This is a genomic window from Amycolatopsis plumensis (assembly GCF_042652605.1).
Classification (GTDB): Bacteria; Actinomycetota; Actinomycetes; order Mycobacteriales; family Pseudonocardiaceae; genus Amycolatopsis; species Amycolatopsis plumensis.
In genome coordinates this window covers 5,711,849-5,725,795 of sequence record NZ_JBHSJY010000001.1, presented here as the reverse complement: position 1 = coordinate 5,725,795, position 13,947 = coordinate 5,711,849, and the positions used below count along the sequence as shown (strand labels likewise).

Genomic DNA, 13,947 nt, shown 5'->3' with positions numbered 1-13,947 from the left:
GCTGTCCGGGACAACCTTGACACTCGCCGGCCCGGGCCGGTAGCTGGGGAGGCCGGACCTCCGGCTTCGAGGACCCGACCGGCTGCACCCGAGGAAAGGACGTCCGATGACCGCCTCGCCGCCGAACGCCGCCGGCTGCCGATGGTGCCTTTCCCCCGGCCGTACGAGTTCGAGCCGGCCGAGGGGACGAAGAGCCTGCTCGACCTGTTCGAGGGCCGCCGCCAACTGATCGTCTACCACTTCATGCTCCGCCCGGGCGATGAGGCGGGCTGCCCGGGCTGCTCGCTGCTCGTCGACAACCTGCCGCACCTGGCGCACCTGCACGCCCGTGACGTCACGCTCACCGTCGTCGCGCCCGCGACCCTGCCCGAGATCGAGCGGTACAAGACGCGCATGGGCTGGGACGTGCCCTGGGTGTCCGCGCACGGCAGCAGCTTCACCGAGGACTGCGGGGTCGGCACCGGCTTCGGCGTCAGCGTCTTCTTCCGCGACGGAGACGACGTCTACCGGACCTACTTCACCTCCGGCCGGGGCGGTGAGGCGTTCCTGGCGTCGCACCGGTACCTCGACATCACGCCGCTGGGCCGCCAGGAGGCCTGGGAAGAGGAAAGCCGCGGCAACGACGCTCCCAGCTCCTGGTGGCGCCGCCACGACGAGTACTGAGAATTTTCTTCGGGGGCGTGTCCGGTCGGCGGCCGCGGCTCCGACCTCCTGATGTCAGACCCCGACAGAGGAGACGAAAATGCGCGAGATCGTCCACCTGGTCCACACTTCGCTCGACGGCTGCGTCGAGGGCCCGGACGGCGAGTTCGACTGGCCGGTGATGGGTCCGGAGCTGTCGGCCTACTCGCAGGAGCTGAGCGCGCGAGCCGGCGAGTTCGCCTACGGGCGGAAGGTCTGGGACATGATGTCGGCGTACTGGCCGAACGCCGAGTCGATCTCGGACCACCCGCACGACATCGCGTTCGCGCCGGTGTGGCGTGAGACGCCGAAGGTGGTGTTCTCCCGGACGCTGGAGAAGGCGGACTGGAACACCCGCGTCTTCGGCGGTGACCTGAGCGAAGCGGTGGCGTCCCTGAAGGCCGAAGCGGGCGGGAACCTGCTGCTCATGGGCGGCGCGGAGCTGGCGGCCGCGCTCACCGCCCGCGGCCTGATCGACGAGTACCAGGTGGTCGTGCACCCGGTCGTCCTCGGCGGCGGCAAGCGGCCGTTCGCCGAGGGCACCGCGCGGCTCGGCCTGGAGCTGGTGGAGTCGCGCACCTTCGACGGCCAGGCCGTGCTGCTGCGCTTCCGCCGTGCGTGAGCGGCGGGCCCGGGCGTGTCCCGGGCCCTGGCTCCACCACGGTCAGCGCGCGTTGGCCGCCCGCAGCGCGATCCACTGCCGCATGGCGTACTCGACCAGCGTGATCAGCGTCTGCTTGGTCGACTCGCGGTCCCGCGCGTCACAGCGGACGATCGGGATGTTCGGGTCGATCGACAGCGCCTCGCGGACGTCGTTGATGTCGTGCTCCAGCACGCCGTCGAACGTGTTGATGCCGACGATGTACGGCAGCCCGCGGTCCTCGAAGAAGTCGATCGGCGCGAACGAGTCGGCCAGCCGGCGCGTGTCGGCCAGCACCACCGCGCCGATGGCGCCGCGCACCAGGTCGTCCCACATGAACCAGAACCGCTGCTGCCCGGGCGTGCCGAACAGGTAGAGGATCAGGTCCGCGTCCAGCGACACCCGGCCGAAGTCCATCGCCACGGTCGTCGTCGACTTGCCCGGCGTGTGGTCGAGGTTGTCGACGCCCACGCTGGCGTCGGTCATCATCGCCTCGGTGGTCAGCGGCACGATTTCCGACACCGACCCGACGAACGTCGTCTTCCCCGCGCCGAATCCGCCGGCCACCACGATCTTGGCGGAGGTCATGGTCGGGGGCGCGGTGTCCCGCGGTGCCTTAAAGCCGACGGAGTCCACTCAAAACCCTTTCCATCAACACCAGATGTGCCTCGGCGCCGTCATTGCCCGTAATCGTCTTGTGCACCGTGACCAGCCCCGCGTCGGCCGCGTCGCTGATCAGCACCCGGGCCACGCCCAGAGGCACCCGCAGCGCCGAGACGATCTCGGCGACCGAACGGGGGGTCCGGCACTCTTCCATGATCGAGATGCACTCGATCTGCTCCGCGGCCACTTCGGGGAAGCCACCGGTGGCAGCGTAGTCCTTCGCGGAGATCAGTGTCTCCAGCTCCAGGGCATAGTTCGCGCGGGTGCGGCCACCGGTGAGCGCGTACGGCCGGACGATCGCCGTCAGCTCCTCGGGCGCGGGCGGCTGCTCGAACACCGCGGGCATGACGAATTCGCCGCTGGGCGGGCCCGGGTCGAACAAACCGCCTGGTCTGGGGCTGTCCCCGTCGGTACTGCCGGGTGGAGAGACTAAAGAGGTCACACGATCTCCTTGGTCGGCCGGCGGCGGGAACGCCGCCGGATCCGCGGCCGCGTGCGCACCGGCGGCCGGGGGTTGCGGGGACTCCTTGGTCTTCTTGCGCTTCCGGCGGGCACGGCCGGAATCCAGCGAGAACCCGTTGAGGACGTCGGCGAACGTGCCGTCGTCCCCACGCCCGGCGGAGCTGTGCCCCGCGGGTGGTTCGCCGTCGAATCCGGACCCCGTGCTCATCGCGCCATCATCCCACCGGTTCGCCGATCAGCGACCCCCCGGAGCCCTGAAGCTGAGCGCGCAGCTCCGGGGTGAGGATCTGGCCGACCCGGTCGACGAGCATCGTCATCTCGTAGGCGACCTGCCCGATGTCGCAGTTGGGGGCGGCGAGCACGGCCAGGCAGGACCCGTCGCTGATCGACATCAGCACCATGATCCCGAGCTCCATCTCGACGACGGTCTCGTTGACCGCGCCGGCTTCGAAGCAGCGGGCCGCGCCCTGGGTGAGGCTGACCAGCCCGGAGGCGACCGCGGCGAGCTGGTCGGCCCGGTCGAGCGGGAGCCGGTTCGACGCGGTCAGCAGCAAGCCGTCCGCCGAGACGACCACGGCGTGGGCCACGCCGGGCACCCGCTCCGCGAAGTCGTTCACCAGCCAGCCGAACTGGTTCTGCGTCGGCTGAGCGCTACTCGGCGAGGTCATTCACCCTCCAAGGTCTCGTGGTTGTTCTCGGCCGCCTGCGCGGTGCGGTGGCGTCCGCGCTCGATGCCCTGCTGGAAACTCCGCAGGCGGCCGCGCACGTCGTGTGCGTCCCGTTGTGGTCGGGGGGCCGTGGCCCCGGTGGACGGTCCGGCGCTGCCCGGGAGCAGCTGCTCCCCGCGACGGCGCCGGGGCAATCCTGCCGAAGTGAAGGTGGAGGGTGCCGACTGGGACACCGCTTGCACCGCGCGCCAGCCGTCGTCCGTGCCGAAGTTCCACTCGGTGGTGGCTTCGACCACGGACTCTTCGCGGCGCGGAGCGGGTGTCTCCGTGGCCTTCCTGCTGGGGAGCGAGGAGGGCGGAGCGGCGGGACGGCCGTTGGGGAGGGGCAGCTGACCGGACTCCTGGAAGACGTCCGGGTGGCGGCGGGTGGGCTGCGGAAGGGCGGGCTGCGGGAGGGTGCCGGAGGTCGACCCGGTCGCCGCCGGACGGCGGCTCGGGAGGGCGCCGCCCGCGGGGGGCCGGGATGTCTCGTCCTCCGGGCGGGGTGCGGGCTGCTGCGGGCCGGCCTGCTCGGGTGTCCCCGCCTCCTGCGCGGTTCCGGGCTGGTGCTGCTCCCCCGGCACGTCGGCGGGCTGCCCCGGGGCCAGGCCGGCGAGGGCTTCCGAGATGGGCGAAGCCGCGGCCTGGCGGGCTGATCCGGCGAGCGCCTCCGGAACGGCCTGAGTCGAGCCTGCGGTCGGCTGCGCCGCCGCGGGCTCCTGCCCGGGCTGCCCGGATGTCTCCGGCCCGGCCTGCACCGAGCCCGCCGGCTGCCCGGTGGCCCCGGGCGCGGTCTCCGGACCCGTCACCTGCGGGGTGGCCTGGGCCGAACCCTGCCCGGCAGCCGAGCCCGCCTGCACCGAACCCGCCGCTTGCCCGGCCGACTCCGGCCTGACCTGAGCCGAACCCTGCCCAGCAACCGAGCCCGCCGACCACCCAGCCGACTCCGGCGCAGTCTGAGCCGAACCCTGCCCGGCAGCCGAACCGGCCGCCTGCACCGACCCCGCCGACCACCCGGCTTGCTCGGGGGTGGCCTGAGCTGCACCCTGTCCGGCAGCCGAACCGGTCGCTTTCGCCGAACCCGCCGCCTGCACCGAACCCGCCGACCACCCAGCCGACTCCGGCGCAGCCTGAGCCGCGCCCTGCGCGGCAGTCGAACCGGTCGCCTGCGCCGAGCCCGCCGCCTGCCCAGCCGACTCCGGCCCGACCTGAGCCGAACCCTGCCCGGCAGCCGAACCCGCCGCCTGCTGCTGCGCCGCCTGGCCCGCGGACTGAGCCGTTCCCAGCCCCTGGCCCGCCGCCGCTCCCGGGGACGGCTGGGCCGGCCGGGCGCGCTTGGCCGCCGCCTGGCGGCGGCCGCGGTTCACGCCCTGCTGGAAGCTGCTCAGCCGGCCGCGCACGTCGGCCGGGTCGCGGACCGGGAGGTCCGGGCGGGCCGGGGCCGGCTGGGGGGCCGCCGCCGGGGAGGCCGGCGTGGCGCTGCCCGGCAGCAGCTGCTCGCCGCGGCGGCGGCGGGGCAGCCCGGCCTCGGTGAACGCCGTCGGCTCGGCCTTCGTCCGCTCCTGGACCGTGCGGAAGTTCTCGTCGCTCGCGAAGTCCCAGCTGCGGCGCTCCTCCGGCGGCGCCTCCTCCGACGCGGCCGTCGCCGGTTCCTCGTCGGAAACGGCCGGCTTGTCCTCGCGGAACCACGCCGACAGCATCTCGTCGAAGATCGGCGTCGTCTCCGAACGGTCCGCTGCCGGGGGCGGCGGGGGCGGCTCCGAGCCGGCCGTCGCCTCCTGCCACCAGTCGCTGAGGGTCGTCTCGTTCGCCGTGAAGAGGTCCTTGCCCGCCGGCAGGTCGTCCGCCCGCGGCGGCTGCGGCACCGAGAGCACCGCGGGCACCGGCGGCAGGGCCGGGGGCGGCGGCGGGGTGTCGTCGTCCTTCTCGATCGGGGCGAACAGCGCCGTCCCGGAGATCTCCAGGTCCGACGGCGGGCGCACGCCGGACAGCCCGGCGAGGTCGCTCGCCGACGGCCACCGCTCCTCGCCCATCGCCGGCTGCTGCGGCACCACCGGCTGCGGGCGGGCCGCGCCGTTGACCGGGCGGCGCGGCAGCCGGTTGCCGGCCGCCGGGCTCGCCGGGTGCTGCTGCAGGGCGCCGATCGGGCCGGTCGCCGGGCCGTCGGTCACCGGCATCACCAGCTCCGCCGGGACGATCACCGTGGCGCGGACGCCGACGATGTCCTTGCCGCCGTGCAGCGACACCCCGATCCGGTGCCTGCTGGCCAGCCTGCCGACGACGAACAGGCCCATCCGCCTCGACGTCACCAGGTCGACGGACCCGGCCTCGGTCAGCCGGGTGTTGGCCTCGATGACCTCGCACTCGTTCATCCCGATGCCCTTGTCCAGGATGTCGATGTGGAGCGAGCCGTCCTCGCCCAGCCGCGACGCGACGGTCACCGTGGTCTCCGGCGCGGAGAACGCCGCGGCGTTGTCCAGCAGCTCGGCGACCAGGCGCATCAGGTCGCTGGCGGCGTAGCCGACGATCCGGGCCGGGGGCGGCGGCTGCACCTGGACGCGCTGGTACTGCTCGATTTCCGACACCGCGGCGCGGAGCATGTCGGTGGTGCCGACCGGCTTCCCGGACCGGCGGCCCGGCTCGGCGCCCGAAAGCACCATCAGGTTCTCGTTGTTGCGCCGCATCCGGGTGGCGAGGTGGTCGAGCTGGAACAGCGTCGCCAGCTGGTCGGCGTCCTCTTCGTCCCGCTCGAGCTGCTCGATCAGCTGCAGCTGCCGCTGCACCAGGCTCTGGCTGCGCCGCGAGAGGTTGACGAACACGCTGCCGTAGCCGGTGCGCATCGCGGCCTGCTCGGTCGCCAGCCGCAGCGCCTGGTGGTGCACCTTGTCGAAGGCCCGCGCCACCTCGCCGACCTCGTCGTCGGTGTGCACCGGGACCGGCCGGACGTCGGTGCCCTGCGCGCGGCCCTCCTGGATGTTGCGGACCGCCTCCGGCAGCGCGGTTTCGGCGACGTCGAGGGCGCTGCGGCGCAGCACCTTCAGCGAGCGCAGCAGCTGGCGGGTGATGAGGAAGACGACCGCGACGGCCAGCACCATCGCGGCGAACAGCACCACCGCGAGCAGGCCGGCGCCGCTGCTGGAGGAGTCGACCAGGTCCGCCGCGGTCTGCGACGCCGAGGCGCCGAGCCGGTCGGCGATCGAGCCGATCTGCGTGCGCATCGCCGCGGAGGCGGCGGTCCAGTCCGCGGCCGACAGCGCGCGGAAGGCGTCGTCCACCGTGCTGCTCTGCGCGTTCAGCACCGTCTCGACCATCCGGGATCGGCTCTGCGCCTGGGTGCCCTCGGCGATCGCCGCGAAGTCGCGCTGCAGCGTGTCGCCCGCCGCGGAGCGGAAGTCGACGAGCCGGTCGGCGAGCCGCAGCTCGGCGGCACGCAGGGTGGCCAGCTCGCTCGGCGTCAGGCCGGTGCGCCCGATGCCGTAGGAGACGAGGGCCTGGCTGATCGACACCTGCTCGCCGGCGACCAGCAGTTCGTGCAGCCCGGCGGGCAGGCCGCCGAGGGTGCCGTCGCCTGCGCCCGCGGTGGCCGCCGTGTCGAGGCTGACGAGCGAGCCGGTGAGCGCGGAGTACGCCGTGATGGCCTGGCTCGGGTCGAGCTGGCCGCCGTCGACCTGGCGGCGCAGGAAGGAGAGGTTGCCGATCTGGGCGGAGGCCGCGCCCGCGGCTCCGGAGACGCCCGGCTCGGCTTCGGAGGCGCGGGCCTGCTCCGCGGTGAACGGGCCGATCGCGGCGTCGGTGGCCTTGCGCGCGGCGGCCAGCTCGGGGGTGCCGCCGACGGTGCCCTCGGTCAGCATCGCGGCGGTGACCGTGCGCTCCTGCTGGAGGGCGGCGGTCAGGGTGCGCACCCCGCCGCCGAGCGCCACGAGCCGGTCGAGCCGCTGGTACTCGCCGGAACGGCCGACCTGCGCGGCGATCGTCGCGACGCCCAGCACGAGCGCGAGGACGATGGGCACGACCGTGACGGCCGAAAGCTTGACGGGCAGGCTCCAGTCGCGCCACTGCACCAGTGCGCGCCACACGGCCCTTCCCCTGGACCGCCGGGGCGCTCGGCCGAGCAGTTCCCCGACGGGCACCTGACCTTCTCCTGCAACGGTCACGTGAGTGACTCCCTGTCCGGCGTCATGGATCCGCGTCGGCGGCGCGGCGTCCCGGCTCGCAGCGGGCTGCCGGACGGCCGTGCCGTCCCCGCCCTGCCGCTTCCCCGGCGCCCTCGCTCGTCCCCGGCCGCCCGGCCGTCCGCGCGCCCGTCGCCGGGCAGGCACCGCCTCGTCGTCCCGTGCCCGGGATGCTGCCCGGGACTATGCACGTGCAGGTCGCAAGTTGCGTTGTGCACGGTGATCGAGATCAACTTTATCGGTGCCAATCGATCGCTGCGGTCAGCTGGGCCAAAGAATCGTACCCCCGATGCCCGGCCGGTCAATTGTGTTCCCCGTTCGGGCGCTGACCTGCGAAAAGTGCTTTCGCAACCGGACACGGGCCAAGACATTCCACCTCACCGCCGCCGAAGAGGGAATTCCGGTTACCGGACTGGAGAGCGGTCGCATCCGGCGGTCACCCGATTAGCCCATGCAGGGTAGCAGCATCCCTCGGTCGATCTACACTCCGTACCACCAACGGGTGGGTCAAGTCTCAAGATGTGCCCGATGTTGTGGCGTTGCGCGTTCCCCTGCCTCGACCTGGTGGTTTCTTTCGAAACCCGGCGCTGACCAGTGGATCTTCGCCCGCCGGACGGCTTCCGGAGCCACCCTCGAGCAGGATCAAGCCCGCGAATCGGCTACTTTCCGTGACCCCGTTGGCAAGCCGACCAGCGCCGTTAGCCCGTTCGCCGCAGCGTACCGCGCTCCCGACAACGTGCCGTCACAATTCTTTTCGGCATTGCAGACGTTCTCCGCGCCGCGTTGTCGCCGGTCACCCATTCGACGCCGCGCGCGCGGAAAACGAATACCACCGCGCGGACCGACCGGACGGTCGGCCGCCTTCCGCAGCCGCCGGATGGCGTAGTTACGATGTGCCCTCGCAGTCCGCAAGGGCGGCCCGGCGCCCTGGTCGCCCGGGCCCGCCGCCACGGAGGCACTCTGCCGGAGGCACCATGTACGACGTAGCGCGGCCCTCGCCGGGCAACGCCCTCGAGGAGACCAGCCGGATCCCGGTCCTGCCCGCCGGGTCCGCCCCGGCCGGCGTTCCACCCCGCCGGCCCGCCGAGCCCGACTACACCGCGATCCAGGCCAGCCCGGAGTTCGTCTCGCTGCGCCGTCGGTTCCGCGGCTTCGTCTTCCCGCTCAGCTTCGCCTTCTTCGCCTGGTACATGACGTATGTGCTGCTGGCCGCGTACGCGCACGACTTCATGAGCCGCAAGGTGTTCGGCCAGGTCAACGTGGCCATCCTGCTCGGCCTCGGCCAGTTCGCCAGCACCGCGCTGATCACCTGGCTCTACCTGCGCTACGCCCGCCGCCGGCTCGACCCGCGGGTCGCCGAGCTGCGCGCACGCGCGGGCCTGGTGGAAGAGAAGCGCCGATGACCGCGCTCGCCGAGGGCGGCCTGACCGCCAGCGACCCCGTCGTCAACACCGTCGTATTCGCGCTGTTCGTGGCGATCACCCTGTACGTCGTCTACCGGGCCGGCAGCCGGAACTCCTCGACGTCGGACTACTACGCCGCGGGCAGCGCCTTCACCGGACGCCAGAACGGCATCGCGCTCTCCGGGGACTTCCTCTCGGCGGCGTCGTTCCTCGGCATCGCGGGCGCGATCGCCGTCCACGGGTACGACGGGTTCCTCTACTCGATCGGCTTCCTCGTCGCCTGGCTGGTCGACCTGCTGCTGATCGCCGAGCTGCTGCGCAACACCGGCCGGTTCACGATGGGCGACGTCGTCAGCTTCCGGATGAACCAGCGCCCGGTCCGGGCCGCGGCGGCGACGTCGACCCTGGTGATCTCGCTGTTCTACATGCTGGCGCAGATGGCGGGCGCCGGTGGCCTGGTGGCCCTGCTGCTCGACATCCACACCCGGCTCGGGCAGGCGCTGGTGATCGGCGTGGTCGGCCTGGTCATGGTCCTGTACGTGCTGGTCGGCGGGATGAAGGGCACCACGTGGGTGCAGATCATCAAGGCCGGCGTGCTGATGCTCGCCGTGGTGCTGATGGCGGTGTTCCTGTTCGGCAAGTACGGCTTCAGCTTCTCGAACCTGCTCTCGGCCGCGACCGAGAAGAGCCCGCTGGGTGAGCACCTGCTGGAACCGGGCGGCTCCTACGGCAAGGACGACACCACCAAGCTCGACTTCGTGTCGCTCGCGCTGGCCCTGGTGCTCGGCCTGTCCTCGCTGCCCCACCTGCTGATGCGCTTCTACACGGTGCCGAACTCCCTGGAGGCGCGCCGCTCGGTCGTCTGGGCCACGGTGTGCATGCTCATCTTCTACGTGTGCACGCTGGTGATCGGCTTCGGCGCGGCGGCGCTGGTCGGCGCGGACGAGATCAAGGCCGCCCCGGGCGGGGAGAACTCGGCGGCGCCGCTGCTGGCGCTGCACATCGGCGGGACGCTGCTGCTGGGCGTGATCGCCGCGGTGGCGTTCGCGACGATCCTGGCGGTGGTGGCCGGGCTGACGATCACCGCGTCGGCCTCCTTCGCCCACGACGTCTACGCGAACATCTTCAAGCGGGGCAAGGCCGAACCGGCCGACGAGGTCCGGGTCGCCCGGACGACCGCGATCGTGGTCGGCGTGCTGGCGATCGTCGGCGGGGTGCTGGCGAACGGGCAGAACGTCGCGTTCCTGGTGGCGCTGGCGTTCGCGGTGGCGGCGTCGGCGAACCTGTCGACGCTGCTCTACTCGTTGTTCTGGAAGCGGTTCAACACGACCGGCACGCTGTGGGGCATGTACGGCGGCCTGATCGCGTGCCTGCTGCTCGTGCTGTTCTCGCCGGTCGTCTCGGGCGCCCCGGACGCGATCTTCAAGAGCGTCGACTTCGCCTGGTTCCCGCTGAAGAACCCGGGCCTGGTGTCGATCCCGTTCTCGTTCCTCTGCGGGTTCGTCGGGACGCTGGTGGGCAGGCCGAAGGCCGACGCGGAGAAGCAGGCGGAGATGGAGGTCCGCTCGATGACCGGCATCGGCAGCTGACTTCGGACGGCCTGCGTCAGGCGCGCAGGCCGTCCAGGATCACGTCGAGCACGCGTTCGCCGTCCTCCGGGCTGCAGTTGCGCACGGCCATCCCGGCGCCGTGGCCGAGGCGGAGGACGTCGGCCCCGACGACGTCCGGCCGGACCAGCCCGGCTTCCTGCGCCGCTTCGACGAGCACGCCGGTCGCTTCGCGCAGCCGCTTCTGGCAGTACTGGAAGGTCTCCGAGCCGGAGTCGATCGACTCCTTGAGGATGGTCGCCAGCTTGTGCCGCTCGACGACCCAGGTCACCTGTGCCCGCAGCCACGCTTCGAGGGCCTCCCACGGCGGCAGCTCGTCGTGCAGCACGAACGCGCGGTCGGCGAGCACCGTGATCTCGTCGCGGTAGACCGCTTCGAACAGCTTCTCGCGCGTCGGGAAGTGCCGGTACAGGGTCCCGGCACCGACCCCGGCCTTCTTGGCGACGTCGTCCAGCGGCACGTCGGCGCCGTGGGTGGTGAAGAGGTCCTTCGCCGTCGCGACGATGCGCTCGTAGTTACGCCGCGCGTCCGCCCGCATCGGACGCTCGCTGTCCGGCATCCCGGCCTCCTCACCACTTAACCGGAGAGATTCTCCGAATTCACTTGCGCATCCGGAGACGCTCTCCATATTATCGGATCACAGCCAAGTGGAGAACATCTCCGCTTCTTCTCTTACTCCTTGGGGGAGTATCCCTTGTCGCAACAAACGCTCGACCGCGCGCCCGCACCGGCGGCGCGCAAGCGCAGCGGGCTGGTCCTCGCGATCATCCTGACCTGCCAGCTCATGCTCATCCTCGACGCGACCGTGGTCAACGTCGCGCTGCCCCGCATCCAGGCCGACCTCGGCTTCACGCCCACCGGCCTGTCCTGGGTGATGACCGCCTACAGCCTCGTCTTCGGCGGTCTCCTCCTGCTCGGCGGCCGGGCGGGCGACCTGTTCGGGCGGCGCCGCATGTTCGTCGTGGGCACCGCCGTGTTCACCCTCGCGTCGCTGGCCGGCGGCCTCGCCGACTCGGCCGCGCTGCTCATCGCCGCCCGCGCCCTGCAGGGCGTCGGCGCCGCCATGGCGGGCCCGAGCACCCTGGCCCTGATCACCACGACGTTCACCGAGACCAAGTCCCGCGTCCGCGCGCTGGCGCTGTTCTCCGCGATGTCCAGCGGCGGCTTCGCGATCGGCCTGATCGTCGGCGGCCTGCTCACCGAATGGATCTCGTGGCGCGCCGGGCTGTTCATCAACGTCCCGTTCGGACTGGCGATCGTCCTGCTCGCCCCGCGTTTCGTGCCGGACCCCGAGCGACGGCGCGCGCACCTGGACCTGCCCGGCGCGGTCACCGGCACCCTCGGCGTCGGCGCGCTCGTGTTCGCCTTCACCCACGCCGCGTCCGACGGCTGGGGCAACCCGGTGACGCTCGGCTCGCTCGGCGCCGGCCTGGCGGTGCTGGCCGGGTTCGTCGCCATCGAAGCCCGCACCGGGATGCCGCTGGTCCCGCTGCGGCTGTTCGCCGACCGCAACCGCAGCGCGGCCTACGTCAACTTCTTCCTCGGGCCGATGGCGATGATGTCGATGTTCTTCTTCCTGACCCAGTTCATGCAGGACATCCGGCACTACGCCGCGCTGGCGACCGGGTTCGCGTTCCTCCCGATGGCGGTGCTGATCTTCACGATGAGCCGGCTCGTGCCGCGGCTGCTCCCCCGCTACGGGCCGAAAACGCTGGCGGTGACCGGGTCACTGGTGATGGTCGCCGGCCTCACCTGGCTCGCGATGCTCACTACGGACAGCGAGTACTTCCCGGCGCTGTTCGGGCCGCTGCTGCTGATGGGACTGGGCGTCGGGCTGGCGTTCGCGCCGCTCAACGTGATCGTGATGGCCACCGTGCCCACCGAGGACGCGGGCGCCGCGGGCGGCGTGCTGCAGACCATGCAACAGGTCGGCAGCACGCTCGGGCTGGGCGTCCTGATCACGGTGTTCGGCTCGGTGACCCGCTCATCGGCCGCGACCGGCGCTCAGCTCACGGTCGACGGGATGACCGCCGCGTTCGCGACGTCCGCGGCGTTCGCGGTCTGCACGGTGCTGGTGGCGCTGACGTTCCGGCGCGTTACAGCTTCTGCCCGGCCTTGACCTTGTGCGTCACCCGGCGCTCGACGAGGAACGAGACGAACGGGACGCAGCCGGCCAGCAGCACGAGCACGGTGCCCTTGATCGACCAGCGGGCCTTGATCGCCAGGTCGATGGTGAGCACGAGGTAGATCATGTAGAGGACACCGTGGATCGGCGAGTAGACCGCGGACGGCGTCGGGTTGTCGAAGCCGTACCGCAGCACCATCACGAAGCACAGGCCGAGCAGGCCGACACCGGTGACGTAGGCGGCGGTGCGGAACCGGACCAGGGGGCCGGCGAGGGGAACGGCGGTCCGGGCGCCTTCGGTGCTGGTGGTCATCGGGTGGTCCTCACTCTGCTGCCTGCTCGTCGCGGGCGTTCAGTTCACGCAGGTAACGGTTGTAGGCGGCCAGCTCCTCGTCCTCGTCGGTGTGCTTCGGCACTTCCGGACGGGGACGGGGGGCGGGCACCTCGGGTCGCTCTTCCACCGGGGCTGCGGCTTCGGCTTTCCGGTTGAGCTTGCGGATCCGCCAGAACATGAAGGCCGGGAAGAGCCCGAACAGCGGCCACTGCAGGACGTAGCCGAGGTTCTGGAAGGTGCCGTTCGCGGAGGTGAAGCGGTCCCACTGCCACCAGGCGAGCCCGCAGCAGACGAGCAGGCTCACCAGGCAGGTCGCGACGATCGCGATCCGGCGCCCCCAGGGAGAGGCGGTCTCGGAAGCTGGCACGCTCCGACGCTAGCACTGGGCAGCTGAGAGCCGGCGCGCGGTCGCGCGCGAGGTGGCCGGGCTCTCAGCGCAGGTCGAGGCTCCGGGCGAGCGGCAGCAATCCCCAATCCGGGACGGTTGTGGACAGCTCGGCCACCCGGCACCGGATTCCGGCTCTTCGTCGGGGGGCGCCGATAGACTGGATCCGGGGTCAGCCCCCAGGGATCGGGTGGGGCTTGTCTGGTCGCGAGGGGGGCCCTTCGCAGCTGCCTCACCGGCGTGACGGGACGCCGACGGCCGGGCCTGCACTCCACCCAGACCTCCCCCGCCACCTCGATCCGAAGCCAGAACACAATCGCAGCTTCGGGGTGGTGGGCACCAAGCTTGCCGGCCACGGCGCCCTGGACTGACCCAGGCCAGCCGCACCTCCGAACCGAGCCCAACCGGCGACAGCCCCAATTTTCAACACGACCGACTTTGCCGGAACCCTGAAGAATCGTTCGGGCTTGTCTGGCTTACGAGCGGGGCCCTTCGCAGCTGCCTAACCGGCGTGACGGGACGCCGACGGCCGGACCCGCACCCCACCCAGACCCCCCCGCCGCCCCGATCCGAAGCCACAACACGGCCGGCAGTGCCGGGTCAAGGCACGCTTTCCCGCCTTGACGCGGTACTGCCGGCCGTAGTCACAATCGCGGCTTCGGGGTGGTGGGCACCAAGCTTGCCGGCCACAAAAACCTGGACCCACCCAGGCCAGCCGCACCTTCGAACCGCGCGAACCGGCGGGAGCCCCGGCTTTCACCAGCGACC

At 71.8% G+C, this 13,947-nt stretch carries 11 protein-coding genes and 1 pseudogene; 5 read left to right on the top strand and 7 right to left on the bottom strand.

Going from position 1 to position 13,947, the window contains the following annotated elements; genetic code table 11:
* Positions 1 to 108 precede the first annotated feature (108 nt).
* Positions 109 to 663 (top strand): annotated as a pseudogene (locus ACFPLC_RS28035) (DUF899 domain-containing protein); the annotation flags it as partial.
* A gap of 79 nt (positions 664 to 742) precedes the next feature.
* On the top strand, positions 743 to 1,303 hold the full coding sequence (locus tag ACFPLC_RS28030; protein ID WP_378192894.1) for a dihydrofolate reductase family protein: 561 nt from the start codon (positions 743 to 745) through the stop codon (positions 1,301 to 1,303).
* Between the two features lie 42 nt (positions 1,304 to 1,345).
* Here the strand turns inward: ACFPLC_RS28030 and ACFPLC_RS28025 are convergent, their stop codons facing one another.
* The 4 genes from ACFPLC_RS28025 to ACFPLC_RS28010 are packed head-to-tail and all read right to left on the bottom strand — an operon-like array spanning position 1,346 to position 7,283.
* Positions 1,346 to 1,957, bottom strand: a complete 612-nt coding sequence (locus tag ACFPLC_RS28025; RefSeq protein WP_043783495.1) for a GTP-binding protein — start codon at positions 1,955 to 1,957, stop codon at positions 1,346 to 1,348.
* Positions 1,938 to 2,654 carry a DUF742 domain-containing protein gene (locus ACFPLC_RS28020; protein ID WP_378192892.1) on the bottom strand — a complete coding sequence of 239 codons (717 nt, stop codon included), beginning with the start codon at positions 2,652 to 2,654 and terminating at the stop codon, positions 1,938 to 1,940. Before ACFPLC_RS28020 ends, ACFPLC_RS28025 begins: the two co-directional genes overlap by 20 nt.
* Before the next feature lie 7 nt (positions 2,655 to 2,661).
* Positions 2,662 to 3,114, bottom strand: a complete 453-nt coding sequence (locus ACFPLC_RS28015; protein ID WP_004561253.1) for a roadblock/LC7 domain-containing protein — start codon at positions 3,112 to 3,114, stop codon at positions 2,662 to 2,664.
* Positions 3,111 to 7,283: a sensor histidine kinase gene (locus tag ACFPLC_RS28010; RefSeq protein ID WP_378236284.1), complete on the bottom strand. Its 4,173-nt coding sequence runs from the start codon at positions 7,281 to 7,283 to the stop codon at positions 3,111 to 3,113. Before ACFPLC_RS28010 ends, ACFPLC_RS28015 begins: the two co-directional genes overlap by 4 nt.
* Before the next feature lie 1,016 nt (positions 7,284 to 8,299).
* Here ACFPLC_RS28010 and ACFPLC_RS28005 point away from each other — a divergent pair.
* Both ACFPLC_RS28005 and ACFPLC_RS28000 read left to right on the top strand, forming a co-directional pair.
* Positions 8,300 to 8,728: a DUF485 domain-containing protein gene (locus ACFPLC_RS28005; protein WP_378192890.1), complete on the top strand. Its 429-nt coding sequence runs from the start codon at positions 8,300 to 8,302 to the stop codon at positions 8,726 to 8,728.
* Positions 8,725 to 10,317, top strand: coding sequence for a solute symporter family protein (locus ACFPLC_RS28000; protein ID WP_378192888.1), 1,593 nt, complete (start codon positions 8,725 to 8,727; stop codon positions 10,315 to 10,317). The genes ACFPLC_RS28005 and ACFPLC_RS28000 overlap by 4 nt, the downstream gene beginning before the upstream one ends.
* A gap of 16 nt (positions 10,318 to 10,333) precedes the next feature.
* On the opposite strand, the gene ACFPLC_RS27995 is transcribed toward ACFPLC_RS28000, so the two are convergent.
* Positions 10,334 to 10,894, bottom strand: a complete 561-nt coding sequence (locus tag ACFPLC_RS27995; protein WP_191317128.1) for a TetR/AcrR family transcriptional regulator — start codon at positions 10,892 to 10,894, stop codon at positions 10,334 to 10,336.
* A gap of 135 nt (positions 10,895 to 11,029) precedes the next feature.
* Here ACFPLC_RS27995 and ACFPLC_RS27990 point away from each other — a divergent pair, with 135 nt between their 5' ends.
* Positions 11,030 to 12,454, top strand: a complete 1,425-nt coding sequence (locus ACFPLC_RS27990; RefSeq protein ID WP_378192886.1) for an MFS transporter — start codon at positions 11,030 to 11,032, stop codon at positions 12,452 to 12,454.
* On the opposite strand, the gene ACFPLC_RS27985 is transcribed toward ACFPLC_RS27990, so the two are convergent.
* Entirely contained in the window at positions 12,432 to 12,773 is a 342-nt protein-coding gene (locus ACFPLC_RS27985; protein WP_086857625.1) for a DUF3817 domain-containing protein, read from the bottom strand. The genes ACFPLC_RS27990 and ACFPLC_RS27985 overlap by 23 nt on opposite strands.
* Positions 12,774 to 12,783: 10 nt before the next feature.
* Complete coding sequence (locus ACFPLC_RS27980) at positions 12,784 to 13,161, bottom strand: hypothetical protein (protein ID WP_378192883.1); 378 nt, start codon at positions 13,159 to 13,161, stop codon at positions 12,784 to 12,786.
* Between the last annotated feature and the right edge of the window lie 786 nt (positions 13,162 to 13,947).